A 23,596-nucleotide genomic window follows, 5' to 3' on the forward strand; every position below is an offset into this window, starting at 1 on the left:
GATGGACATGCCGCGTACCGGGTCACCGTGTGCGCCTCCCTAGTGACTGCGCAGTCACGTTGCCCTCGCGGCACGCCCACGCAGAAAACGAACCGCGAGACCACTAAAAGGGACGGACGCGCGTGGACCTGTTCGAGTACCAGGCGAGGGACCTCTTCGCCAAGCACGGTGTACCGGTGCTGGCCGGTGAAGTGATCGACACGCCTGAGGCAGCCCGCGAGGCGACCGAGCGGCTGGGCGGCAAGTCCGTCGTCAAGGCGCAGGTGAAGGTCGGAGGCCGCGGCAAGGCCGGCGGCGTCAAGCTGGCCGCCACCCCCGACGAGGCGGTCGCCCGGGCGACCGACATCCTCGGCATGGACATCAAGGGCCACACGGTCCACAACGTGATGATCGCCGAGCTGTCCCCGGAGATCGAGGCGGAGTACTACGTCTCGTACCTCCTCGACCGCACCAACCGCACCTTCCTGGCCATGGCCTCGGTGCAGGGCGGCATGGACATCGAGGAGGTCGCGGAGAAGACCCCCGAGGCCCTCGCGAAGGTCCCGGTCAACGCCGTCGACGGGGTCGACATCGTCAAGGCCCGCGAGATCGTGGCCCAGGCGAAGTTCCCGGCCGACGTCGCCGAGGGTGTCGCCGAGGCCATGGTGACCCTGTGGGACACCTTCGTCGCCGAGGACGCCCTCCTCGTCGAGGTCAACCCGCTGGTGAAGACCAAGGACGGCCGGATCCTGGCACTGGACGGCAAGGTGTCTCTCGACGAGAACGCCGACTTCCGCCAGCCCGACCACGATGCGCTCGAGGACAAGGCCGCGGCCAACCCCCTCGAGGCCGCCGCCAAGGCCAAGAACCTCAACTACGTCAAGCTCGAGGGCGAGGTCGGCATCATCGGTAACGGTGCCGGTCTGGTCATGTCGACCCTGGACGTCGTCGCGTACGCCGGTGAGAAGCACGGCCACGTGAAGCCCGCCAACTTCCTCGACATCGGTGGCGGCGCCTCCGCAGAGGTCATGGCGAACGGCCTCGAGATCATCCTCGGCGACCCGGACGTCAAGTCCGTCTTCGTCAACGTCTTCGGCGGCATCACCGCCTGCGACGAGGTCGCCAACGGCATCGTCCAGGCCCTGGAGCTGCTCAAGTCCAAGGGTGAGGACGTCACCAAGCCGCTGGTCGTGCGCCTCGACGGCAACAACGCGGAGCTGGGTCGCAAGATCCTCTCCGACGCCAACCACCCGCTCGTGCAGCGCGTGGACACCATGGACGGCGCGGCCGACAAGGCCGCCGAGCTCGCCGCGGCTGCGAAGTAAGGGACGAGGGACTCCAACACCATGGCTATCTTCCTCACCAAGGACAGCAAGGTCATCGTCCAGGGGATGACCGGCGCGACGGGCATGAAGCACACCAAGCTCATGCTCGCCGACGGCACCAACATCGTCGGCGGCGTGAACCCGCGCAAGGCCGGCACCTCCGTCGACTTCGACGGCAACGAGGTCCCGGTCTTCGGTTCCGTCAAGGAAGCGATCGAGAAGACCGGCGCGAACGTGTCCGTCCTCTTCGTCCCGCCGGCGTTCGCGAAGGCCGCCGTCGTCGAGGCGATCGACGCCGAGATCCCGCTGGCCGTCGTGATCACCGAGGGCATCGCCGTCCACGACTCGGCGGCCTTCTGGGCGTACGCCGGCTCGAAGGGCAACAAGACCCGGATCATCGGCCCGAACTGCCCCGGCCTCATCACCCCCGGCCAGTCCAACGCCGGCATCATCCCGGGCGACATCACCAAGCCCGGCCGCATCGGTCTCGTGTCCAAGTCCGGCACGCTGACCTACCAGATGATGTACGAGCTCCGTGACATCGGCTTCTCGTCCGCCGTCGGCATCGGTGGCGACCCGGTCATCGGCACGACGCACATCGACGCCCTCGCGGCGTTCGAGGCGGACCCCGAGACCGACCTCATCGTGATGATCGGCGAGATCGGCGGCGACGCCGAGGAGCGTGCCGCCGACTACATCGCATCGAGCGTCACGAAGCCGGTCGTCGGCTACGTCGCGGGCTTCACCGCCCCGGAGGGCAAGACCATGGGCCACGCGGGCGCCATCGTCTCCGGTTCCTCCGGCACCGCGCAGGCCAAGAAGGAGGCCCTCGAGGCCGCCGGCGTCAAGGTCGGCAAGACGCCGACCGAGACCGCCGAGCTCGCGCGCGCGATCCTCGGCGGCTGACCGCCGCAGCGTCACCGCGTCACCGCGCGGAAACGGCGCGGGCCCGCACCCCGTTCACGACGGGGCGCGGGCCCGCGCCGTTTCCGTACCCGGTGGCCGGACGGCGGAGCGGACACCGGTGCCCACGCGCGTCGGGGCGGGCGGAGCAGGGAACGTCGGCCAGGGAGCATCGGTCAGGGAGTGCCGGCCGGAGAACGCGTCTCAGGGGATGCGGGGAACCAGTCGTTCCGGTCCGTGTACGAGCTTCTCCCGCAGCGCCTTCTGCAACTTCAGGTCCTGAGGTGTCAGCCGCTCCGGTCCGCCCCTCGGAGGCACGCCGCCCACCCGTTCGGGGGGCGAGAGAGGCTGCTCGTACTGCGTGGGGGCCGTGCGCAGCGTGAAGGCCGTGGTCCCGATGAGCAGCACCCCGAAACAGACCGCCGCCCGCGTCCAGAGCCGCGCGACGCGCTCGCCGCCCCTGCGTACCGACGGGGCCGCCGGAGGCTCTGGCACGTCCTCGGCCAGGGCGAGAGCACCGAGCCGCTCCCGGAACAGCGCGGTCTGCCTCCCGGATTCCGCGGGCGTGGCCAGCTCGGGGAGCCGCTCGCCGACGGCCGCCCGGGCGTTGATCAACCTGCTCGCCGCGGCGGAGGTACTGGCCTCCGTCTCGGCGGCCGTCTCCGGAAGCCCCAGCCCCACGCCGTCGTGGAGCAGCAGCGTGCGGCGGTACGCCGGAGGCAGGCTGAGCAGCGCGTCGAGCAGTGCCTTCCTCCCGGGCTCCCCGGGCGGTGCGTCGGCGCGGCGGTGGGCACGGCGCAGGCGGTGCCAGGGCGACATCGCGTACTCGTACGCCGCCGCCCGTACCCAGCCCGCCGGGTCGCGGTCCCTGGCGACCTCGGGCCAGCGCTGCCAGGCGCTTCTGAACGCGTGCTCGACGGCCTCCCGGGAGAGCCGGCGGCGGCCCGTCAGCAGATACATCTGACGGGTGAGGCCGGGCGCCGTTCGGCCGTACAGGGAGTCGAACGCCGCCTCGGCCGTGAGGCCCGGCGGGGTCTGCGCGGCGGGGGGCTGCTCCTTGCCCTCCGGTGCGCTCGTCGCCGGTGCGGCCGCCGGTGCGCTCGTCGGCGAGGAGTCGGAGGGTTCCGGGGCCGGGCCGGCCGTACGCGCCGGACCGGGTGACGAGGTGTCCGGTGACGCCCCATCCGGTGAGAGGGCGTCAGGTGTGGGTGTGTCAGGTGTCGTGTCCGTGGCTGGTGCGGTCGGGGCGCTCGCGGTGGCGCCGGTACCGGGCTCGGTCGGGGACATCGTGCTGCTCCCGGTGGCTTCGACGGAGGGATCGGATGCGGTACGGGGCTCGGCGGAGCCGATCAGCCTGGCGTACGCGGCACGCCGGCGGCCTCGCGGGTTGGTGCGCCCTGTCTCCCAGGCGCGGACGGTGGCGCGTGTCACGCCCACGGCCGCCGCGACCTGCTCCTCACTCAGTGACCTCGCCTCACGCAGCCTGCGGCGCTCCTTGGGGGAGGGCAACGGGGCGGCGTGGGACGGACCGGTGGTGCCCCGTGTCATGGCCGGCCTCCGTTCCCGGCGGCGGCACTGCAATGGGTGAAAAAGTACATAAACGTATATTGAGCGACACAGCGGCCGTTCGCCCGTTACACGAAATAAGCGCGTGTCGTTGGCAGCATGGCCGCGTGACCCAAGTGACCCAGCGCAGCCCGATGTTGTCTGCCGAACGGGGCAGGTCCGCCGTACTGGCCTCCGCCTTCGCGCGCGGAGCGATCGCCGCAGGGCTCGGGCTCGGTTCGCTGGCCGTCCTGGTCATGGTGCTGTGGATCAGCTCGCCGTACCCCGACAGCGGGCCGGAGGGGGCCTTCCATGTCGCCACCGGTCTCTGGCTGCTGGCCCACGGCGGCGAACTCGTCCGGGCCGACACCCTCAGCGGGCATCCGGCACCGGTGGCGACCGTGCCCCTGCTGCTCGTCCTGCTGCCCGTGTGGCTGGTGCACCGGGCGGCCCGGGACTCGGCGGAGACCGACGAGGGGGCCACGGAAACGCACTCGGCGGTCGGGGTGTTCTGCGCGGTGAGCGCCGGCTACCTGCTGGTGGTGCTCGGGGCCGCGGCGTACGGGCGGGGCGGTGGACTGCCCGTCGATCGGGCCACGCTCGCCTTCCCCGTCGCCGTCGTCGTGACCGGTTCCGCCGCCGCGGGAACCTGGGTGGCGCGAGGGCGTCCGCTGGGATCGTTCCTGGTCTGGGCGCCGCTCAGCCTCCAGGAGGCCGCGGCCCGAACCGATTTCAGGTCGGCCGCCGGGGCCGCCCTGCGGTCCGCCGCCGCCGGTGTGCTGGCCCTGCTCGCGGGGGGCGCGCTGCTGTTCGCGGTGGCGCTGGTCTGGCACGCGGGTGCCGCGAGGGAATCCCTGCTCGGGCTCTCGGGCCACTGGGCGGGCCGGTCCGCCCTGCTCCTGCTGGCCGCGGCGCTCGTGCCGAACGCGGCGGTGTGGGGGGCCGCGTACGGCCTCGGTCCGGGGTTCGCCCTCGGTACGGCGTCCACGGTCACCCCGTTCGCCTTCGCCGGACACCCCGCGCTGCCGGACTTCCCGCTGCTCGCGGCGGTGCCGTCACAGGGCCCTGGGACGGCGTGGAACTGGATGGCCGCCGTGGTTCCCGCCGCGGCCGGCCTGGCCGTCGGCCGGTGTGCCGCGCGGGGGGCGGCGCCTGCGCGCGGTGACCGGGAGAAGGCCTGGGGGCAGGGGAGGACGGCGCTCGTGGCAGCACTTGCCGCCCTGGGCTGCGGGATCGGCGCGGCAGTCCTGGCCGCCGCGTCGGGAGGGCCGCTGGGCACCGGGGCGCTGGCCGAGTTCGGTCCGGTGTGGTGGCTGGTGGGTCCTGCCGCACTCGCGTGGACGGCCGTGATCGGCGTACCGGCCGCACTGCTGCTCAGGGTCTGGCGGCTGCGGGAGAACCGTTGGGGATGGCGCCGGGACGCGGTGGGCGGGAAGGCGGAACCCGCGGCGCCGGAGCGGACACCCGCAGGGAAGCCGGGGAAGGCTGCGGAGGTGGCGCCGGAGACGGCGAAGGACGCGGACGACGAACCGTACGACTTCCTGTCCGCGGGCTCCTGGCACGAGGACGGGGCGAGGAAAGCGCGCTGGGCCGCGCTCAGGAAGCGCTCGGGTGGGCTGATGGCCGACTTCCCGGCCGTTCCGGAGCCGGTGACCGGCGCGCCCTCCGCCCCGGTACCGCCGGACGGTGCGGCTCCCGGGCCCCTGGACGCCACCGCGGTGGCGGTCGATCCGGCGCCCGGTGCGGCCCCCGCGCCTGGCCCCGCACCTGAGCCGGCGCCGGTCCCGCCGGCCGAAGCCGGCCGCGATCGCACGGCACCCGCGTCCGAGCCCGGCTCCCCGTCGGCACCCGAGCCCGCGTCCGCACCGGCGTCCGGAACCGGGCCCGAGAAGCCGGACGGCCCGGTCCCGGACGCCGAGGGGCATCCGGAACCGGGCCGCGAGAGCGCTCCGTGACGGCCTCCGGAGCGGGTGGGGCTACTTCTTGACGCCGAAGAAGGGCTCCAGCGCATCCGGCAGCTTGTCGTTGCAGGCCAGGGCGCCGGACTTGGTGAGCGCGTCGTTCACGCAGGTGTAGTAGTCGCGGTACACCAGCTGAACCGTGTAGCCGGTGGCGACGATCGCCAGGGCGAGCAGGGCCGTCACCAGACCGCTCACGGCCGCCGTCGTCTGCTGGCGGCCGGTGCTCTGCCCGGTCGACTGTCCGGCCCCCGGCGCTCCGGCGGGCGAGGCCGGCGCGGTCGCGCGGTCCGGGGTTCCGCCGGACACCGCGGCGACACCGGTACGTGCGGCCTCGGGCTTCCGCGGTCCACCACGCAGCGCGCTGATCGACCAGTAGACGGCCAGTGCCCCGAGGAGCATCGCGATCTCGGGGAGGTCGAAGAGGGCGAAGAAGAACGCCCACATGCCGCCCAGCACCGCATAACGGGCGCGCCGCTGCGTGGGGTCGGTCGGGTCCCAGCGCAGCCCGCCGGGTTTGCCCTCGGGCCCGTCGCCCTGGCCGCCGGGCCCGCCGGTGTTGCCGGGACGGCCACCGAAGCCGCTGTCCTGCCGGCCCGGCTGCCGGTCGCTCCACTGGCTTCCCCAGGCAGGACGGTCCTCGGGCCGGCCGTCGCCGGTTCCGTCGTGGTCGCCCGTCGTGCGGCTCGGGCGGCGCGGCTGCCAGGGCTGGTCGGGCCGGTCCTCGGGCGGCGCGGCGAACGGGTTGTCGTCGGACGAATCGTTCGAGCCCGACGACCCGTTCGACCCCTTCGAGTCCGACGACCCCTTCGACCCGTTCGAGCCAGGACCCGACGAGGGCCCCGGCCCGGAGCCGGATTCCGGACCCGGCGACGAGGCGGAATCCGACGGGGACCCCGAGCCGGAGGAGGCTCCCGGCCCCGAGTCCCGTGATGAGTCGGGCGAAGAGGGCTGGCGCTCCCGCATCAGCGTGGAGGCCGGCGCGGGCAGCGGGTGGCCGAAGGCGGTGCGGAGGCGGTCCGGCATGTGGTGAACGTCTTCCCCATCTCGTCATTACCGCCCGGGGGCGGTTCCCTGTCCCCTGACGCTACCTCCCGGTCACGCCCCCGTCCCGTGGGGGCCGCCGGGAGTGCCGGTATCGTTGCTGACGGTCGGACCGTTCGTAGAGTTCCCCGTATCGCGGGACGAGCTTCATTCGTACGACCATACAAACGCTCTCCCGTACATCGCGTACCAGCTCCACCGCGCGAGAAAGGGCCCCGCCGTGGCCTCCCCGCCCCCCTCCGCCGCTCCGGCCCGTCTGGTCGTGCTCGTATCCGGCTCAGGCACGAATCTGCAAGCCCTGCTCGACGCGATCGGTGACGACCCCGAGGCCTACGGCGCCCGGATCGTCGCGGTCGGTGCGGACCGCCACGGCACCCTCGGCGCCGAGCGCGCCGAGCGTGCCGGGCTCCCGACCTTCGTCCGCAAGGTCGGCGAGTACGCGAGCCGCGAGGAGTGGGACGCGGCGCTGACCGCGGCCGTCGCCGAGCACCGTCCGGACCTCGTGGTGTCGGCGGGATTCATGAAGATCGTCGGCAAGGGGTTCCTCGCCGAGTTCGGCGGCCGGATCATCAACACCCACCCCGCCCTGCTCCCGAGCTTTCCCGGTGCTCACGGCGTGCGCGACGCGCTCGCGTACGGCGTGAGGGTCACCGGGTGCACCGTCCACTTCGTCGACGACGGCGTCGACACCGGTCCGATCATCGCGCAGGGCGTGGTCGAGGTGACCGAAGAGGAGACGGCGGAGGGCGAAGCCGCCCTCCACGAACGCATCAAGGAAGTCGAGCGCAAGCTGCTCGTCGAGGCCGTGGGGCGGCTCGCCCGCGACGGCTATCGCATTGAGGGACGAAAGGTTCATCTCGGTCATGTCGGTGAATAAGCCCATCCGCCGCGCCCTGGTCAGTGTCTACGACAAGACGGGGCTCGAAGACCTCGCCCGCGGTCTGCACGAGGCGGGTGTGGAGCTCGTCTCCACCGGCTCCACCGCCGGGAAGATCGCTGCCGCCGGAGTGCCGGTCACCAAGGTCGAGGAGCTCACCGGTTTCCCCGAGTGCCTCGACGGCCGCGTCAAGACGCTGCACCCCCGGGTGCACGCCGGCATCCTCGCCGACCTCCGGCTGGACGCCCACCGCGAGCAGCTCGCCGAGCTCGGCGTCGAGCCGTTCGACCTGGTCGTCGTGAACCTGTACCCCTTCAAGGCGACCGTCGCCTCGGGCGCCTCCGACGACGAGTGCGTCGAGCAGATCGACATCGGCGGCCCCTCGATGGTCCGCGCCGCCGCCAAGAACCACCCGTCCGTGGCCGTCGTCACCAGCCCGGAGCGCTACGCCGACGTCCTCGCGGCGGTCAAGGCGGGCGGCTTCGACCTGACCGCCCGCAAGCGGCTCGCCGCCGAGGCCTTCCAGCACACCGCCGCGTACGACGTGGCCGTGGCGTCCTGGTTCGCCGACGGCTACGCGGCCGCCGACGACTCCGGCTTCCCTGACTTCTCCGGCGCGACGTACGAGCGCAAGAACGTCCTGCGCTACGGCGAGAACCCGCACCAGCCCGCCGCGCTCTACACCTCGGGCGAGGGCGGCCTCGCCGAGGCCGAGCAGCTGCACGGCAAGGAGATGTCCTACAACAACTACACGGACACCGACGCCGCGCGCCGTGCCGCCTACGACCACGCCGAGCCGTGCGTCGCGATCATCAAGCACGCCAACCCGTGCGGCATCGCGATCGCGGACGACGTCGCCGAGGCCCACCGCAACGCACACGCCTGCGACCCGCTCTCCGCGTTCGGCGGCGTCATCGCCGTCAACCGCCCGGTCACCGCCGAGATGGCCGAGCAGGTCGCCGAGATCTTCACCGAGGTCATCGTGGCCCCGGCGTACGAGGACGGCGCCGTCGAGATCCTCGCCCGCAAGAAGAACATCCGGGTGCTCCGCTGCCCCGACGCCCCGTCCTCCACCGTCGAGGTCAAGCCGATCGACGGCGGTGCGCTGCTCCAGGTCACCGACCGGCTGCAGGCCGACGGCGACGACCCCGCCAACTGGACCCTGGCCACCGGCGAGGCGCTCTCCGCCGAGGAGCTCAGGGAGCTCGCCTTCGCCTGGAAGTCCTGCCGCGCGGTCAAGTCCAACGCGATCCTGCTCTCCAAGGACGGCGCCTCGGTCGGCGTCGGCATGGGCCAGGTCAACCGGGTCGACTCCGCGAAGCTCGCCGTCGAGCGGGCCGGCGAGGAGCGCGCGCGGGGTGCCTACGCCGCCTCCGACGCCTTCTTCCCCTTCCCGGACGGGCTGGAGATCCTGACCGCCGCGGGCATCAGGGCCGTGGCCCAGCCCGGCGGCTCGGTCCGCGACGAGCTGGTCGTCGAGGCCGCGAAGAAGGCCGGCGTGACCATGTACTTCACGGGCACCCGCCACTTCTTCCACTGACACCGCCGCGGTGCCACCACCGCACTCACGGGTACTCGTGACACGACCGCAGGCCGCACCCGCACGGGGTGCGGCCTGCGGTGCGTCCCGGACTACGGACCGCGGTCGCCCCTCTGTTCTAATGAATGGCCTTGTCGGGCCGCAGCCGGTGGAACCGGTCCGGCCGGCAGTGACCACTGAGGCATTTCGTTGCGGGGGCATCGTGCTCGACCTGAACCAGAGCGGTACCGACGTGCCGGGGAAGGCCCCCACGAGCAAGGCCGCCACCCCGCTCCACCCGGCACCGCTGCGCCCCTACCTGCTCGTCGCCACCCTGCTCTGCGCGGTCTACTTCCTCTACGCGTACGTACATTTCAGCCACTTCCAGTCGCCCTCCTGGGACCTGGGCATCTTCGAGCAGGAAGTGCGCGCCTACGCCGGTCTGAACGCCCCGGTCGTCGACATCAAGGGCCCCGGCTACCTCATCCTGGGCGACCACTTCAGCCCCGTGGTGGCGCTCCTCGCCCCGCTCTACCTGGTCTGGCCGTCCGCCGCCGCCCTGCTGTTCGCACAGGCCGCCCTGTTCGCCGCCTCCGCCGTGGTCGTCGGGCGCACGGTCCAGCAGGTGCTCGGCGGCCGTTCCGGCCTCTGCGCCACCGTCGCGTACGGGCTGTCCTGGGGCCTTCAGGAGGCGGTGAAGGCCGACTTCCACGAAATAGCCTTCGCCGTCCCGCTGATCGCGCTCGTCTGCCGCGCCCTTCTCCTGGAGCGCTGGCGGGCAGCCGTCCTGTGGGCGCTTCCCCTGGTCCTCGTCAAGGAGGACCTCGGGGTCACCGTCGCGGTCGTCGGCGGGCTCCTCGCCCTCCACGGCCGCCGGCTCCAGGGCCTGCTCCTGGCGGCCTTCGGCGTGTTCGCGTTCGCGGCGACCGTCCTGGTCCTCATACCGGCCGCCAGCAGCGCGGGAACGTACGACTACTGGAAGAAGATCGAGGAGAACGGCGGAGAGCGGGTGTCCCTGTTCGACTCCGTCCTCGGGGTGCTCGACTCGTCCGTCAAAATCGAGATGCTGGTCTTCCTGGTCGGCATCACCGCCTTCATGGCGCTCCGCTCCCCGCTGATCCTGCTCGTCCTGCCCACGCTCGGCTGGCGGCTGCTCTCCCAGGACTCCAACCACTGGGGCATGGTCTGGCACTACAGCGCGATCCTGATGCCGGTGGTCTTCCTGGCCATGGCCGACGGCATCAGGCGCAGCCGGGGGTCGAAGCGGCCGTGGCTCGTCTCGTACGCGAACGTCGCCGTCCCGGTCGCCACGGCGGTCGCCGTCGCCCTCACCCAGCACCTCCCGTTCCGCGAACTGCTGCGCCCCGAGACCTACCGTGCCGACGCGCGCACCCACGCGGCCGAGGAGGCGCTGCGCGCCATCCCGGTGGGCGCGCGGGTCGAGACGGACATCACGCTGATGGCGCACCTGACCGCGGACCGCACGGTCTACTGGGTCGGCGGAGCACCCGGCACCGCGCCCGACGTCGTCGCCATCAACCTGGACTTCGGCTGGTCGAGCCCGATCGACGACCCGGTGGAGTACGCCCAGCAGCTCCACCCCGAGGCGCGGTACCGGATCACACGAGAGGCGGGGCCCTTCGTGGTCATGGAGCGGACCACGAAGGCGCCCTGAAACGGCCGAAGGCCGTAAGCGACCCGGGGTGCGGGTGTTACGGCCTTCGTGCGAGCGCGTGCGGGGTCAGTACTGCGGCTGCTGCCCGCGGTTGAACCAGGCGCTGCCGTCGGACTTCGCCACGAAGACCACGACCAGGACGGCCAGGACGGTGTGGACGAGACCGACCACGACGAAGGGGTAGATGCCCAGGACAGCGGTGATCACGCCGAAGACGATGGCCGTGATGCGCAGTCCGTTGCCGCCCTTGCCGAACTTGGCGGCGAGGACGACTGCGAAGACACCCCACAGGACGGCGAAGACGACCATGACCCACAGCACGGCGCCCGAGTAGTCGGCGAGCTGCTGGAACTGGACGTCCTCCTGGAGCGTCGCGTCGTTCTTGGCCGCGCTCACGGCGACGGCACCGAGGGCGACGATGATCGCGCCGATGACCTGGAGTCCGGCTATCACGTAAAGCATCACGCGGGCGGCCTTCACCCCACCCGGCATCTCGGTCGGCCCGCCCGGGAAGCCGTAGCCGCCCTGGACCGGCGGTGCCTGGGGGTAGCCGTAGCCCTGCTGGGGAACACCCTGCGGGGCCTGCTGGGGGTAGCCGTAGCCCGGCTGCCCACCCGGCTGCCCGCCCTGCTGCTGGCCGTAGGGGTTGTTGGGGTCGCCGAAGCTCATGGCGAGATTCCTCCGTTGTGGAAATGGGGACGACGCGGCCCGAGCGGAGGAACGGCACGCGATCTGAACGGAGTCCCCCCGACACTGTCCGCGCTTACGCGCCCCTTATCGTCGCCGTGACGCGGTCATTCTGTCCAGTCGATCGCCCAATGCGTTGTGCAAGTGCAATCTCGTGTCCGCGTGGCAGACCAGGATTGGTACGAGGGCGGGGTCATCCGCGAGGATGGGTGACATGACTGCCCAGATTCTCGATGGCAAGGCCACCGCAGCTGCGATCAAGTCCGACCTGACCGTCCGCGTGGCGGCCCTCAAGGCGCAGGGCATCACACCCGGCCTGGGGACCCTGCTCGTCGGCGACGATCCGGGCAGCCGCTGGTACGTGAACGGCAAGCACCGGGACTGCGCCCAGGTCGGCATGGGTTCCATCCAGCGTGAACTCCCCGACACCGCCACGCAGGAGGAGATCGAGGCAGTCGTACGGGAACTCAACGCCGATCCCGAGTGCACCGGTTACATCGTCCAGCTGCCCCTTCCCAAGGGGATCGACACCAACCGCATCCTCGAACTGATGGACCCGGCGAAGGACGCCGACGGCCTCCACCCGATGAGCCTGGGCAAGCTCGTGCTGAACGAGACCGGCCCGCTGCCCTGCACGCCCCAGGGCGTCGTCACCCTGCTCCGCCGCCACGGCGTGGAGATCAACGGGGCCCATGTGGTCGTCGTCGGACGTGGTGTCACCATCGGCCGCCCGCTTCCGCTGCTGCTGACCCGCAAGTCCGAGAACGCCACCGTCACCCAGTGCCACACCGGCACGCGTGACCTGTCGGCGCACCTCAGGCAGGCCGACATCATCGTCGCGGCGGCCGGTGTGGCCCACCTGATCAAGCCGGAGGACGTGAAGCCGGGCGCGGCCGTGCTCGACGTCGGTGTCAGCCGGGACGAGAACGGCAAGATCGTCGGGGACGTCCACCCCGGTGTCGCCGAGGTCGCGGCCTGGGTCGCCCCGAACCCGGGGGGTGTGGGCCCCATGACCCGCGCCCAGCTGCTCGTCAACGTGGTCGAGGCGGCCGAACGCGACGCCGCCCAGGCCTCTGCCGTATCCGCCGGCTGACCCGGACCGGAGGAACGCCATGGGTGCTGGTACGAGTCCCGCGGAAGGTGTGCACGCGGAAGCGGAAGGCGTGCACGCGGAAGGCGGGCGCACGGAAGGCGGGCGCACGGAAGGTGTGCGGGCCGCCGACGGTACGAACCCCGACCGGTCGGCTGAGGAGTCGGAGTCGGTGACGTCCGAACGGGCCGGGTCGTCGCGGGAGGCCGGGGAGGCGGATGGGCCCACCGACGCGGATGCGTCCGCCGATACGGATGGGTCCGCCGACACGGACGAGGCCGAAGTGCAGGGCGGGGGCAGCGGATCGACCTGGGAGCCCTCGCGGCGCTTCTCGTTGACCCGGGACACCGCTCGCCCCGAGGGCGGCGGCCGTGCCGCTCCCGGAGACGCGCCCGCTCCCGCCCGCCAGTGGCCTCTGCTCACGGTGCTCTGCACCGCCGGGGTCGGGCTGCTGATCGTGGGGACCGATCCCTTCACCCACGCCTTCAGGATCGGCGTGATGCTGATGGGCGTCGCGTTGCTCGCCGGGGCGGTGCTGCGCTGGGTGGTCCCGTCCGTCGGGATGCTGGCAGTGCGGTCACGGTTCACGGATCTGGTCACCTACGGCCTGATGGGCACGCTGCTCGTGCTGCTCGCGCTGATGGCGCAGCCCAGGCCGTGGCTGAACGTCCCGATCCTGCAGGACGTGGTCCACTTCACGATCCGCTAGCGGATCGTGCGACGTGCCGGACGCGACGTGCCGTACGACCGTCCGACGGCCGCCTGAGGACCTGAGTGGTGTCCGTCCCCTCCCCCGAGAAGGGACGGACACCGGACCGGGCTCACCAGTGCGAGAAGCACTGAATGCGCTGACTTGAGCGGCCTTGCCCTGTCCTGGTCCAAGCGTCATGGACATGAGGTGCGGGTTCAAGAGATGCCTGGTCCCTGTGGCACGGAAGTGACCATTCCGCCATTCTGTGATCGTTGGGCAACGACAGGGGGCCGTTCGGAACCCGCCGAGCCGCTGCGGTGCCGCGTGCACCGGGCAGGATCCCGAAACCATGCGGTGTGGCGGACAGTTCGCGGAAACCGTGGGCCGGGAGTCACAGTCGGTGGAGGCCCGCGCCACGCCCCCGTCCGGGCCGACGCGGTGTGCCACACCGGAGTGGGGGCACGGCGGCTGCGGTGGGTGACCGGCTGTGCGCGGTCCCACAGGGGGGCGGGCGGTCGGTGCGGCGCGGGTCGGATAGCCTGACCGCTGGATATCTCTTCACGTCAAGATTCAGGGATGTCCAGCACCAGGGGCAGGGACCCCCACCGCCAGCTGTCTAACGGAGATCGCCATGACCCGCACTCCCGTGAATGTCACCGTCACCGGCGCGGCCGGCCAGATCGGCTACGCGCTGCTCTTCCGCATCGCCTCCGGCCACCTGCTCGGCCCGGACGTGCCGGTCAACCTGCGACTCCTCGAGATCCCGCAGGGTCTCAAGGCTGCCGAGGGCACTGCCATGGAGCTCGACGACTGCGCCTTCCCGCTGCTGCGCAACATCGAGATCACGGACGACCCCGCCGTCGGCTTCGCCGGTGCCAACGTCGCCCTCCTGGTCGGCGCCCGCCCGCGTACGAAGGGCATGGAGCGCGGCGACCTGCTGTCCGCCAACGGCGGCATCTTCAAGCCGCAGGGCAAGGCCATCAACGACAACGCCGCGGACGACATCAAGGTCCTCGTCGTCGGCAACCCGGCCAACACCAACGCGCTCATCGCGCAGGCCGCCGCCCCGGACGTACCGGCCGAGCGCTTCACCGCGATGACCCGGCTGGACCACAACCGCGCGATCTCGCAGCTGGCCGCCAAGACCGGTGCCGCCGTCTCCGACATCAAGCGGCTGACGATCTGGGGCAACCACTCGGCGACCCAGTACCCGGACATCTTCCACGCGGAGATCGCGGGCAAGAACGCGGCCGAGGTCGTCAACGACGAGGCATGGCTGGCCGACACCTTCATCCCGACCGTCGCCAAGCGCGGCGCCGCGATCATCGAGGCCCGTGGCGCGTCCTCGGCGGCCTCCGCCGCCAACGCCGCCATCGACCACGTGCACACCTGGGTCAACGGCACCGCCGAGGGCGACTGGACCTCGATGGGTATCCCCTCCGACGGCTCCTACGGTGTTCCCGAGGGCATCATCTCCTCCTTCCCGGTCACCACGAAGGACGGGAAGTACGAGATCGTCCAGGGCCTGGACATCAACGAGTTCTCCCGTGCGCGCATCGACGCGTCCGTGCGGGAGCTCACCGAGGAGCGCGACGCCGTCCGCGAGCTCGGTCTGATCTGACCGGAGTCCGGCCACCTGCCGGACCCCGGAGTGCGTGAGGGCGCCCCCGGCGGCAACTGCCGCCGGGGGCGCCCTCACGCGTGGGATCAGCGGCCGAGAAGCCGGTCGGCCATGACGCGTACGGCCTCGGCTGCTCCGCGCTGCAGCTGGGGGCCGAAGGTGATCCGGGCAGCGCCGAGTTCGCCCAGCCGGCGGGTGGCGGACGGGTCGGCGGGGGTGCCCAGGGCGTTGAGGGGGACGGCGACGGCCGCGGCCGTACGGCGGAGGGATTCCGGCGGAGCCAGGATCGGATAGACGCAGTCCGCGCCGGCCTCGGCGTAGAGCAGCGCGCGGGCGATCGTGTCCGCCTCCGTCCCCGCCTCCGTCGCGTCCGGGGTGCCGTGGATGTACGTGTCCACCCGGGCGTTGACGAAGAGGCGGCCGCCCGCCGCGGCGCGGATCTCCGCGAGCAGGTCGGCCTGCCTTCGCCGGTCCAGCAGGACGCCGTCGACGGAGTCCTCCAGGTTGCAGCCGACCGCACCGGCTTCCAGCAGCCGCTCGACGAGTTCGTCCGGGGCCAGTCCGTAGCCGGCCTCGACGTCCGCCGACACGGGGACGGACACCGCCCGCGTGATCCTGGCCACCGCCGCGAACATCTCGTCGGCAGGCGTGTGCCCGTCGGCGTACCCGAGGGACGCGGCGATGCCGGCACTCGGTGTGGCCAGCGCGGGAAATCCGGCTTCCTCGAACGCGTGCGCACTCGGTACGTCCCACGGGCCGGGCAGCACCAGCGGATCGCCGGGGGCGCGGCCGTGGTGCAGTGCGCGGAACTCGGACACGGGCTCGGTCATCGGGACTCCGGGACGGCAGGGGACAGGGGCGGGAGCGGTGGGACGGGCCCGTTCGTGGAGCGGATCAGTGACTGCCGGGCGTGTAGTGGCCCGGGGTCAGCCGGCAGGTCACACCGAAGCGGTTCCAGGCGTTGATCACGGTGATGGCGGCGATCAGCTGGGCGAGCTCCGCCTCCTCGAAGTGCTCGGCCGCCTTCGCGTACACCTCGTCCGGCACGAAACCGTCGGTCAGCACCGTCACCGCCTCCGTCAGCTCGATCGCCGCCAGCTCCTTGTCAGTGTAGAAGTGCAGCGACTCCTGCCAGGCGCTCAGCTGGACGATGCGCTCGACGGACTCACCCGCCGCGAGCGCGTCCTTCGAGTGCATGTCCAGGCAGAAGGCGCAGTGGTTGAGCTGCGAGGCGCGGATCTTGACGAGCTCGAGCAGGGTCGGGTCGACTCCCTTGCGGGACGCTGCGTCGAGCCGGACCATGGCCTTGTACACCTCGGGGGCGAGCTGCGCCCACTGGAGGCGGACCGGGTGCTCGGGGGCGCGGTCGGGGGTCGCGTGGGCCTGTGTGTTCGTCGTCATGGGTAGGACGCTAGTCGTCGGATGGCGCACCGGTATGGTCCATTTCCATGACGGATTCCTGGGCCGCTTTCGGGGCCGACCTGCATATCGAACCGGTCGGCTCCGGCCTGCGGAGCGGGCTCATGGGCGCGCTGCGGGAAGCCGTCCGCACGGGTCGGCTGGCGCCCGGCACCCGGCTGCCCTCCTCCCGCACGCTCGCCGTGGATCTGGGGATCGCCCGGAACACCGTCGCCGACGCCTACGCCGAGCTGGTCGCGGAGGGCTGGCTCACCGCCCGGCAGGGCTCGGGGACCCGGGTCGCCCAGCGGGCCGGGGCGGCCGGGCCGAAGGCGCTCCGCGGCCCGGCCCGGCAGGTGCGGCGACGGCCCACCCACAGCCTGATGCCGGGCTCGCCGGATCTGTCGGCCTTCCCGCGCGCCGAATGGCTCAGGGCGTCGAGGCGCGCGCTGACCGCCGCACCCGACCGGGCCTTCGGGTACGACGATCCGCAGGGCCGCATCGAGCTGCGGACCGTGCTGGCCGGCTACCTGGCGCGGGCGCGAGGGGTGTACGCCGATCCGGAACGCATCGTGATCTGCTCCGGGTTCGTCCACGGGCTCGGCCTGATCGGGAAGGTGCTGCGGCAGCGCGGTGTGCGGGAGGCCGCCGTGGAGTCGCGCGGCCTCGACATCCACCGGAATCTCCTGACAGCGGCGGGTCTGGCCACCCCGTGCGTCGCGGTGGACGAGCACGGGGCCGAAACCGGGGAGCTGGGATCGATGCGCCGCGTGGGCGCGGCCCTGTTGACACCTGCGCACCAGTTCCCCACCGGAGTTCCGCTCCACCCCGACCGGCGGGCCGCCGCGGTCGACTGGGCACGGTCCACGGGCGGCCTGGTCCTGGAGGACGACTACGACGGCGAGTTCCGCTACGACCGCCAGCCGGTGGGCGCGCTCCAGGGGCTCGATCCGGAACGGGTCGCCTACCTGGGCACTGCCAGCAAGTCCCTGGCCCCTGGGCTGCGACTGGCCTGGATGGTGCTGCCGGGGGAGTGGGTGGGCGAGGTGTGCGCCGCCAAGGGCGGCCCCGAGTGGATGACGGGGGCGACGGACCAGCTGACGCTCGCCGAGTTCATCGCGTCCGGTGCGTACGACCGGCATGTGCGCGCCATGCGACTGCGCTACCGGCGCCGGCGCGACCAGCTCGTCGAGACGCTGGCGGAGCGGGCGCCGGACTTCCGTGTGAGCGGTATCGCTGCCGGACTGCACGCCGTGCTCGAACTCCCGGAGGGCACGGAGCAGTCGGTGGTCCAGGCGGCCAACTGGCAGGGACTCGCGCTGGAGGGGCTCTCCCGCTTCCGGCACCCCGACACCGGGCCGGGGCGCGACGGTCTGGTCATCGGCTACGGCACACCTTCGGAAAGCGGCTGGGCGGGAGCGCTGGACGCGCTCTGCCGGGTGCTGCCGTAGGCAGGGATGTCCGGCTGTGAGGAAGGAACCGGTGCCACCGGGTTTCAGTGAAGCGGATCAGGCATCTAATCTGACTGGCAGTTCGCAGAAAGACGGGCAGACGGGCACCGGCCCGTGGGTACGACGGGGGAGAACAGATCATGGCCAGGCGCAAACTCAGGTCGAGCACCGTGGTGCTCGGCGGCATGGGAGTACTCGCGGCGACGCTCACCGCTTGCAGCTCGGAACCGGACGAGCGGTGCGTCGACCCGGTGACCCAGGAGATCCTGCCCAGCTACGAGTGCGAGGACAGCAGCGGCAGCGGCAACTACTACTACGGCGGCAGGAGCCACAACAACAGGGTCTCCGGCGGGAGTTTCAACAAGTCCGCGGTCGACAGCGGCGGATTCGGCTCCTCCCACTCCAGCGGCGGCTGAGACCCCCGTGGAACGCCGCACCATCGAACCGCGTCCCGGCTGGCAGGAGACCGTCGAGGAGCAGGGGCTGATCTACCCCCTGACCCGCTACCCGGACGGATCACTGCGTCCGTACTGGGACGAGAGCGCCTACTACGTCTTCTCGCTGCCCGAGGTCGAGGCGCTCGAAGAGGTCGTGGAGGAACTCCACTCGATGTGCCTGGCGGCCGCCGCGCACATCGTCGACCACGACCGCTTCGCCGATCTCGGCATCACCGATCCCCGCCTGGCGGGCCTGATCGCCGAGTCGTGGCACCGCTGCGCCGAACTCCCCTCCCTGTACGGACGTTTCGACCTGCGGTACGACGGCACCGGGCCGGCGAAGATGCTGGAGTACAACGCCGACACGCCCACCTCGCTCGTGGAGGCCGCCAGCCCCCAGTGGTTCTGGATGGAGGACCGCTTCCCCGGCGCGGACCAGTGGAACTCCCTGCACGAGCGGCTTGTCGACGCGTGGAAGCGGCAGGCACCGCTCCTGCCGCCCGGTCCTCTGCACTTCGCGCATTCCGACGGCGACGAGCTCGGCGAGGACCTGATGACGGTCGCCTACCTGCGGGAGACCGCCGCGCAGGCCGGCATCGACACCCGGGCCCTCTCCGTCGAGCGGATCGGCTGGGACCGGCTGTCCGGCCGTTTCGTGGACGAACGGCTCCGCTTCATCCGCAGCTGCTTCAAGCTCTACCCGTGGGAGTGGCTGACGACGGACCGCTTCGGACCGCATGTGCTGAGCACCCTCGACAACGGAGGGGGCACCGGCAGCACCTGCTGGATCGAACCCGCCTGGAAGATGCTCCTCTCCAACAAGGCGCTGCTGGCCGTCCTCTGGGAGCTCTACCCCGGCCACCCCAACCTCCTGCCCTCCTACCTGGACGGTCCACGCGAGCTGGCCGACGCGGACGGCGCGGGATACGTCGCCAAGCCCCTGCTCGGCCGTGAGGGCGCCGGGGTCACCGTCCACGAGCCGGGGAGCGGCGCGACCGCGCCGCGCGACGAACCCTGCTGCTACCAGGAGCTGGCACCGCTCCCCGACTTCGCGGGCAACCGCGTGGTCCTCGGCGCCTGGGTGGTCGGGGACGAGGCCGCCGGACTCGGCATCCGGGAGTCCGCGGGACTGGTCACGGACGAGTACGCCCGCTTCCTGCCCCACGTCATCCTCTGAGACCTCTCCCGCCCCGCCCCGAGTCCGGCTCCCGTCACCCGCCGTGCGCGCTCAGCCCGCCGCCAGGACCGCGCGGAGCTGGTCCAGTCCCCAGTCCAGGTCCTCCTTGCTGATGACCAGGGGCGGGGCGATCCGGATGGTGGAGCCGTGGGTGTCCTTGACCAGGACCCCGCGGTCCATCAGCTTCTCCGAGATCTCCCGGCCCGTCCCGATGGCCGGCGAGATGTCCACACCGGCCCACAGGCCCCGGCCCCGCACGGCCTCCACCGCGCCGCCGCCGGCCAGCAGCCCCAGCTCACGGTGGAGGTGGTCGCCCAACTCCGCCGCGCGCTGCTGGAACTCGCCGGTGCGCAGCATCGCCACCACCTCCAGCGCGACCGCGCAGGCCAGCGGGTTCCCGCCGAAAGTCGACCCGTGCTCGCCAGGCCGGTAGACGCCGAGGACGGCCGCGGATGACACGACCGCCGAGACGGGCACGACGCCGCCGCCCAGCGCCTTGCCCAGCACGTACATGTCGGGCACCACACCCTCGTGCTCACACGCGAAGGTCCTGCCGGTACGGCCGAGGCCCGACTGGATCTCGTCCGCGATGAACAGCACGTTCCGCTCCCGGGTCATCTCCCGCATCCCGGCCAGATAGCCCGGCGGCGGAACCAGCACCCCGGCCTCGCCCTGGATCGGCTCCATCAGCACCGCCACGGTGTTCTCGGTCATCGCCGCGGCGAGGGCGGTCAGATCGCCGTACGGCACGATCTCGAACCCCGGTGTGTACGGTCCGAAATCCGCCCGCGCCTCGTGGTCCGTGGAGAAGCTGACGATGGTGGTCGTCCTGCCGTGGAAGTTGTCGGCGGCGACAATGATCTTCGCCATGCCGTCGGGGACGCCCTTGACGCGGTAGCCCCACTTGCGTGCCGTCTTCACCGCCGTCTCGACGGCTTCCGCCCCGGTGTTCATGGGCAGGACCATCTCCATGCCGCAGAGCTCGGCGAGCCGCGTGCAGAAGTCGGCGAACCGGTCGTGGTGGAAGGCCCGCGAGGTCAGGGTCACGCGCTCGAGTTGGGCCTTGGCGGCATCGATCAGGCGCCGGTTGCCGTGACCGAAGTTGAGCGCCGAGTAGCCGGCGAGCATGTCGAGGTAGCGGCGGCCCTCCACATCGGTCATCCACGCGCCTTCCGCCGAAGCGACGACGACGGGCAACGGGTGGTAGTTGTGCGCGCTGTGCGCCTCGGCGGAGGCGATGGCGGTTTCCGTGGTCGACACGGGATCTCCGTTCGTCGTGCGGCGTGGGCGGGGGTGTTGCCCACTTTGTATCGTCGGTCGGTTCAGGGACGGGGAAACATTCACTCTGCGGCGCGCCTTGGCGGTGCGGTGCTGCCGTACGGTGGCCGCCCGCTGCCCGCCAGGGCGGCCACCGCCGGGTCCGCCGATTCGGACGGCGCCGGATCCGCGCCCCGGGGGCCGGCCTCCCGACCGGCCGCAGCCCGCGCCAGGCCTGCCGGGCGGAGCGTGTTTCTCGTCTCATCCACCAGATGGCACGGCCCCCTCCGAGCCCGGCTGTGGAGACCTTCCCCGCGCCCTCACGTCTTTCCCGCACCGGTTGCCGGAGATCGGTTCCACACCTGAGACAATGAGTGCATGGCCTCTGACCGACCCCGCGTGCTTTCCGGAATCCAGCCCACCGCAGGCTCGTTCCACCTCGGCAACTACCTCGGTGCGGTCCGCCAGTGGGTGGCGCTCCAGGAGTCCCACGACGCCTTCTACATGGTGGTGGACCTGCACGCGATCACCGTGCCGCAGGATCCCGAGGAGCTCCGCGCCAACACCCGGCTCGCCGCCGCCCAGTTGCTCGCGGCGGGGCTCGACCCCGAGCGCTGCACGCTCTTCGTCCAGAGCCATGTCCCCGAACACGCCCAGCTCGGCTGGATCATGAACTGCCTCACCGGCTTCGGCGAGGCGTCACGCATGACGCAGTTCAAGGACAAGTCCGCCAAGCAGGGGGCCGACCGGGCGACCGTGGGCCTCTTCACCTATCCGGTGCTCCAGGTCGCGGACATCCTGCTCTACCAGGCCGACCAGGTGCCGGTGGGCGAGGACCAGCGTCAGCACATCGAGCTGACCCGCGACCTCGCGGAGCGCTTCAACGGCCGCTTCGGCCGGACGTTCACCGTCCCCGCGCCGTACATCCTGAAGGAGACGGCGAAGATCTTCGACCTCCAGGACCCGGCGGTCAAGATGAGCAAGTCGGCGTCCACGCCGAAGGGGCTGATCAACCTCCTGGACGACCCGAAGGCCACGGCCAAGAAGGTGAAGAGCGCGGTGACGGACACGGACACCGTGATCCGCTTCGACGCGGAGAAGAAGCCCGGAGTCAGCAACCTGCTGGGCATCTACTCCACCCTCACGGGCACCACGATCGCGAATCTCGAACAGAAGTACGAAGGCAAGGGGTACGGCGCGCTCAAGACCGACCTCGCCGAGGTCATGGTGGAGTTCGTCACTCCGTTCCGGACCCGGACCCAGGAATACCTGGACGACCCGGAGACGCTGGACTCCCTCCTGGCCAAGGGAGCGGAGAAGGCACGGGCCGTCGCCGCCGAGACGCTGGCCCTCACCTACGACCGGATGGGCCTTCTGCCGGCGAAGCACTGAGTCAAAGGACCCTGGCGAGATTGCTGCCGAAGGGGCCACACTGGCGACGGCACGACAGAGAACAGACGATCGACGATTGAGGAGAACGATGTGGGGACCGTAACGCTTGGCGTTTCGATCGCGGTCCCGGAGCCCTACGGCAGCCTGCTCCAGGAGCGGCGCGCGAGCTTCGGGGACCCTGCCGCGTACGGCATTCCCACCCACGTCACCCTCCTCCCGCCGACCGAGGCCGAGGCGGCCGACCTGCCGGCGATCGAGACGCACCTCTCGCAGATCGCCACGGCCGGCCGCCCCTTCCCGATGCGGCTGTCGGGTACGGGCACCTTCCGCCCGCTCTCGCCCGTCGTCTTCGTGCAGGTGGTCGAGGGCGCGTCGGCCTGTTCCTGGCTCCAGAAGAGGGTCCGGGAGGCCTCCGGGCCGCTGGTGCGCGAGCTGCAGTTCCCGTACCACCCGCACGTCACGGTGGCGCACGGCATCGCGGAGGAGGCGATGGACCGCGCGTACGACGAGCTGTCGTCGTACGAGGCGGCCTGGACCTGCGGTTCCTTCGCGCTGTACGAACAGGGCGCCGACGGTGTCTGGCGCAAGGTGAACGAGTTCCCGTTCGGGGGCGGTGGCGGCGCACCCGCCGTGCCTGCCCAGGGCGGCAGCTCCGTGGACCGGCCGTCCCTCCGCCCCTGACCGGCCACCGCCTCGCGGCGCTTCCGCCCCGGGCGCCTGGACGCAAGCCCCGCGTGGGACCGCGCTCAGCGGACCGGCAGCCGCCGGAACAGCGGACGCGGGACGTGCCGCAGGGCCGACATCACCACCCGTAGCGCGCCGGGCACCCACACCGTCTCCGAACGCCGCCCCAGACCCGTCACGATCGCGTCCGCGACCGCCCCGGGGGTCGTGGCGAGCGGCGTCTCCTCGCGCCCTCGCGTCATCCGCGTCCGTACGAAGCCGGGGCGTACGACCATCACGTGCACCCCGGTGCCGTGCAGCGCGTCTCCCAGCCCCTGTGCGAAGGCGTCCAGCCCCGCCTTGCTGGAGCCGTAGATGAAGTCGGCGCGGCGGGCGCGCTCGCCCGCCACCGAGGAGAGCACCACCAGCGACCCGTGCCCCTGGGCCTGGAGCGCGCCCGCGCACACCAGGCCCGCCGAGACCGCCCCCGTGTAGTTCGTCTGGGCCACCCGGACCGCGGAGAGCGGTTCCTCCTCGTCACGGGCCTGGTCGCCCAGCACGCCGAAGGCCATCAGCACCATGTCGATGTCGCCCTCGGTGAAAAGCTTCCCGAGCACCTCCTCGTGCGAGGCGGAGTCGAGCGCGTCGAAGGAGACGGTACGGACGTCGGCTCCCAGTTCGCGCAGGTCGGCGGCGGCCCGCTCCAGGGCGGGGGAGGGCCGCCCGGCCAGCCGGACGGTCCGGGTGCGGCGGGCGATCAGCCGACGTGCGGTGGCCAGGCCGATCTCCGAGGTGCCGCCGAGGACGAGCAGGGACTGCGGAGCACCGAAGGCGTCCTTCACGGGAAAACTCCTAGCGGGGATGACGGGCGATGGCCGGGGATGACAGGCGATGGCAGAGGCGCGGC

The 23,596-nt window shown here is 71.6% G+C and carries 21 protein-coding genes; 14 read left to right on the plus strand and 7 right to left on the minus strand.

Features of this window, described 5'->3' with window-relative positions:
• Window positions 1-122 precede the first annotated feature (122 nt).
• Window positions 123-1,304 carry an ADP-forming succinate--CoA ligase subunit beta gene (gene sucC / locus AB0I83_RS10265; RefSeq protein WP_363304276.1) on the plus strand — a complete coding sequence of 394 codons (1,182 nt, stop codon included), beginning with the start codon at window positions 123-125 and terminating at the stop codon, window positions 1,302-1,304.
• Between the two features lie 21 nt (window positions 1,305-1,325).
• Window positions 1,326-2,210: a succinate--CoA ligase subunit alpha gene (gene sucD, locus AB0I83_RS10270; RefSeq protein ID WP_363304277.1), complete on the plus strand. Its 885-nt coding sequence runs from the start codon at window positions 1,326-1,328 to the stop codon at window positions 2,208-2,210.
• A 201-nt stretch (window positions 2,211-2,411) separates the two neighbouring features.
• Here sucD and AB0I83_RS10275 read toward each other — a convergent pair whose 3' ends face one another.
• A complete protein-coding gene (locus AB0I83_RS10275; RefSeq protein WP_363304278.1) occupies window positions 2,412-3,755 on the minus strand; it encodes a helix-turn-helix domain-containing protein in 1,344 nt (447 codons plus the stop codon).
• A gap of 152 nt (window positions 3,756-3,907) precedes the next feature.
• Between AB0I83_RS10275 and AB0I83_RS10280 the strand changes: the two genes are divergently transcribed.
• Window positions 3,908-5,707, plus strand: coding sequence for a DUF6350 family protein (locus tag AB0I83_RS10280; protein WP_363304394.1), 1,800 nt, complete (start codon window positions 3,908-3,910; stop codon window positions 5,705-5,707).
• Window positions 5,708-5,728: 21 nt separating this feature from the next.
• Here the strand turns inward: AB0I83_RS10280 and AB0I83_RS10285 are convergent, their stop codons facing one another.
• Window positions 5,729-6,736, minus strand: a complete 1,008-nt coding sequence (locus AB0I83_RS10285) for a hypothetical protein (protein ID WP_363304279.1) — start codon at window positions 6,734-6,736, stop codon at window positions 5,729-5,731.
• Window positions 6,737-6,974: 238 nt separating this feature from the next.
• On the opposite strand from AB0I83_RS10285, the gene purN reads away from it, so the two are divergent.
• From purN to AB0I83_RS10300, 3 genes are all read left to right on the plus strand, one after another.
• Window positions 6,975-7,631, plus strand: coding sequence for a phosphoribosylglycinamide formyltransferase (gene purN / locus AB0I83_RS10290; protein WP_356532825.1), 657 nt, complete (start codon window positions 6,975-6,977; stop codon window positions 7,629-7,631).
• A complete protein-coding gene (gene purH, locus AB0I83_RS10295) occupies window positions 7,618-9,171 on the plus strand; it encodes a bifunctional phosphoribosylaminoimidazolecarboxamide formyltransferase/IMP cyclohydrolase (protein WP_356532823.1) in 1,554 nt (517 codons plus the stop codon). The genes purN and purH overlap by 14 nt, the downstream gene beginning before the upstream one ends.
• A gap of 202 nt (window positions 9,172-9,373) precedes the next feature.
• Entirely contained in the window at window positions 9,374-10,825 is a 1,452-nt protein-coding gene (locus AB0I83_RS10300) for a DUF2079 domain-containing protein (RefSeq protein WP_363304281.1), read from the plus strand.
• A 66-nt stretch (window positions 10,826-10,891) separates the two neighbouring features.
• Here the strand turns inward: AB0I83_RS10300 and AB0I83_RS10305 are convergent, their stop codons facing one another.
• Window positions 10,892-11,494 carry a hypothetical protein gene (locus tag AB0I83_RS10305; RefSeq protein ID WP_363304282.1) on the minus strand — a complete coding sequence of 201 codons (603 nt, stop codon included), beginning with the start codon at window positions 11,492-11,494 and terminating at the stop codon, window positions 10,892-10,894.
• Between the two features lie 232 nt (window positions 11,495-11,726).
• Here AB0I83_RS10305 and AB0I83_RS10310 point away from each other — a divergent pair, with 232 nt between their 5' ends.
• The 3 genes from AB0I83_RS10310 to AB0I83_RS10320 all read left to right on the plus strand — a co-directional run bounded on the left by AB0I83_RS10310 (window position 11,727) and on the right by AB0I83_RS10320 (window position 14,914).
• Window positions 11,727-12,605: a bifunctional methylenetetrahydrofolate dehydrogenase/methenyltetrahydrofolate cyclohydrolase gene (locus AB0I83_RS10310; protein WP_356532818.1), complete on the plus strand. Its 879-nt coding sequence runs from the start codon at window positions 11,727-11,729 to the stop codon at window positions 12,603-12,605.
• A 19-nt stretch (window positions 12,606-12,624) separates the two neighbouring features.
• On the plus strand, window positions 12,625-13,311 hold the full coding sequence (locus AB0I83_RS10315; protein ID WP_363304283.1) for a DUF3017 domain-containing protein: 687 nt from the start codon (window positions 12,625-12,627) through the stop codon (window positions 13,309-13,311).
• 613 nt (window positions 13,312-13,924) lie between these two features.
• Window positions 13,925-14,914, plus strand: coding sequence for a malate dehydrogenase (locus tag AB0I83_RS10320; RefSeq protein ID WP_356532815.1), 990 nt, complete (start codon window positions 13,925-13,927; stop codon window positions 14,912-14,914).
• A gap of 86 nt (window positions 14,915-15,000) precedes the next feature.
• Here the strand turns inward: AB0I83_RS10320 and AB0I83_RS10325 are convergent, their stop codons facing one another.
• Both AB0I83_RS10325 and AB0I83_RS10330 read right to left on the minus strand, forming a co-directional pair.
• A complete protein-coding gene (locus AB0I83_RS10325) occupies window positions 15,001-15,744 on the minus strand; it encodes an isocitrate lyase/phosphoenolpyruvate mutase family protein (protein ID WP_363304284.1) in 744 nt (247 codons plus the stop codon).
• A gap of 64 nt (window positions 15,745-15,808) precedes the next feature.
• Window positions 15,809-16,315, minus strand: coding sequence for a carboxymuconolactone decarboxylase family protein (locus tag AB0I83_RS10330; RefSeq protein WP_363304285.1), 507 nt, complete (start codon window positions 16,313-16,315; stop codon window positions 15,809-15,811).
• Between the two features lie 47 nt (window positions 16,316-16,362).
• Here AB0I83_RS10330 and AB0I83_RS10335 point away from each other — a divergent pair, with 47 nt between their 5' ends.
• The 3 genes from AB0I83_RS10335 to AB0I83_RS10345 all read left to right on the plus strand — a co-directional run bounded on the left by AB0I83_RS10335 (window position 16,363) and on the right by AB0I83_RS10345 (window position 19,377).
• Window positions 16,363-17,763 carry a PLP-dependent aminotransferase family protein gene (locus tag AB0I83_RS10335; RefSeq protein WP_363304286.1) on the plus strand — a complete coding sequence of 467 codons (1,401 nt, stop codon included), beginning with the start codon at window positions 16,363-16,365 and terminating at the stop codon, window positions 17,761-17,763.
• A 140-nt stretch (window positions 17,764-17,903) separates the two neighbouring features.
• On the plus strand, window positions 17,904-18,179 hold the full coding sequence (locus tag AB0I83_RS10340) for a hypothetical protein (protein ID WP_356532809.1): 276 nt from the start codon (window positions 17,904-17,906) through the stop codon (window positions 18,177-18,179).
• Between the two features lie 7 nt (window positions 18,180-18,186).
• Window positions 18,187-19,377 carry a glutathionylspermidine synthase family protein gene (locus tag AB0I83_RS10345; protein ID WP_363304287.1) on the plus strand — a complete coding sequence of 397 codons (1,191 nt, stop codon included), beginning with the start codon at window positions 18,187-18,189 and terminating at the stop codon, window positions 19,375-19,377.
• Window positions 19,378-19,428: 51 nt separating this feature from the next.
• Here the strand turns inward: AB0I83_RS10345 and rocD are convergent, their stop codons facing one another.
• Window positions 19,429-20,637 (minus strand): ornithine--oxo-acid transaminase, encoded by a 1,209-nt coding sequence (rocD, locus tag AB0I83_RS10350; protein WP_363304288.1) that lies wholly within the window; start codon window positions 20,635-20,637, stop codon window positions 19,429-19,431.
• Window positions 20,638-21,012: 375 nt separating this feature from the next.
• Between rocD and trpS the strand changes: the two genes are divergently transcribed.
• Both trpS and AB0I83_RS10360 read left to right on the plus strand, forming a co-directional pair.
• The gene (gene trpS, locus AB0I83_RS10355; RefSeq protein WP_363304289.1) at window positions 21,013-22,026 is read left to right on the plus strand and encodes a tryptophan--tRNA ligase; all 1,014 of its coding nucleotides are present in this window, start codon (window positions 21,013-21,015) and stop codon (window positions 22,024-22,026) included.
• 90 nt (window positions 22,027-22,116) lie between these two features.
• Window positions 22,117-22,707 carry a 2'-5' RNA ligase family protein gene (locus tag AB0I83_RS10360; protein WP_363304290.1) on the plus strand — a complete coding sequence of 197 codons (591 nt, stop codon included), beginning with the start codon at window positions 22,117-22,119 and terminating at the stop codon, window positions 22,705-22,707.
• 65 nt (window positions 22,708-22,772) lie between these two features.
• Here AB0I83_RS10360 and AB0I83_RS10365 read toward each other — a convergent pair whose 3' ends face one another.
• Window positions 22,773-23,531 carry a decaprenylphospho-beta-D-erythro-pentofuranosid-2-ulose 2-reductase gene (locus AB0I83_RS10365; RefSeq protein ID WP_356536339.1) on the minus strand — a complete coding sequence of 253 codons (759 nt, stop codon included), beginning with the start codon at window positions 23,529-23,531 and terminating at the stop codon, window positions 22,773-22,775.
• Window positions 23,532-23,596 lie beyond the last annotated feature (65 nt).

The organism is Streptomyces sp. NPDC049970, from assembly GCF_040660235.1.
In the GTDB taxonomy this organism is placed as follows: Bacteria; Actinomycetota; Actinomycetes; order Streptomycetales; family Streptomycetaceae; genus Streptomyces.